At 49.2% G+C, this 1,059-nt stretch carries 1 protein-coding gene; it reads left to right on the top strand.

The annotated features are described in order from the left end of the window. Positions 1-959, top strand: a 959-nt coding sequence (locus F6K53_RS45030) for an aminotransferase class I/II-fold pyridoxal phosphate-dependent enzyme (protein ID WP_293087636.1), incomplete at its 5' end; no start/stop codon positions are given. Positions 960-1,059 lie beyond the last annotated feature (100 nt).

Consider the following 1,059-nt stretch of genomic DNA (forward strand, 5'->3'; position numbering starts at 1 on the left):
GACCTACCTTTTTTTACCACAAAATGCTACTAACTTTACATAGCAAGCATTTCAGCCTGTTTCGTCGCCCCCCCAGCAATGGTACAGTAGTTGGTCTAGCAATTTGTCTGCACATCCTGGCTGGGGATGGAGATGAGGTAATTCTTCTGACTCCACCCTGGTTAGGTTATCGGCGTATGGTTCATCTTACTGGTGCAGTGCCGGTGGGTGTGCCTGTGGATACAAATACCTTTGATATGGACCTCGATGCGATCGCATCTGCGATTACAGAACGCACTCGGGCAATAATCGTCAATTCACCCCACAATCCCACAGGTAAGATTTTCTCAGCAACAACCCTTGAGGGTTTGGCTGCTATACTCACCGATGCCTCTAGACGTTATGGTAAGCCCATTTACCTAATTTCTGATGAAACCTTCAGCCGGATTGTGTTTGATCACCAGCCTTGTCCTAGCCCTACCCAGTTTTACCCATTTTCTTTCTTGGTCTATGGTTACAGCAAGACCTTCATGGCTCCTGGTCAACGCATAGGGTATATTGCTTTACCATCCACTATGCCCAATCGGCAAGAAATCAGGCGAGTGATTGGCATCTTACAACAAAGTGCTTTTGGTTGGTGTTATCCTAGTGTATTAATGCAGTATGCCCTAGGGGACCTGGAGCAACTCAACCTGAATATCGAGCATTTACAAAAAAAGCGAGATTGGATGGTCAAAGCACTGCGGGACATCGGTTACAAGCTCCGCACCCCTGATGCAACATTCTTCCTATTGGTGCGCTCCCCTTGGCAAGATGACTGTGCTTTTGCCGAGTTACTGGCCAGTCACGGCGTCTTTGTATTACCTGGAACGCCACAGGAAATACCAGGTTATTTCCGCATCTCCCTGACTGCCAGCGAAGAGATGATTTCCAGTGCCCTGCCCAAATTCCAAGCCGCATTCCAAGCCGCGATCGGCTAAGCCGCGCCAAAGGCGATTAGCCCGAAGGGCTACGCTACGCGATCGCATCTATTGACACTCCCCAGTCGTCCTGATGGTGATTGTATAGCGCTACGGGCAA

The sequence above is a fragment of the Moorena sp. SIO4A1 genome (assembly GCF_010672065.1).
Classification (GTDB): domain Bacteria; phylum Cyanobacteriota; class Cyanobacteriia; order Cyanobacteriales; family Coleofasciculaceae; genus Moorena.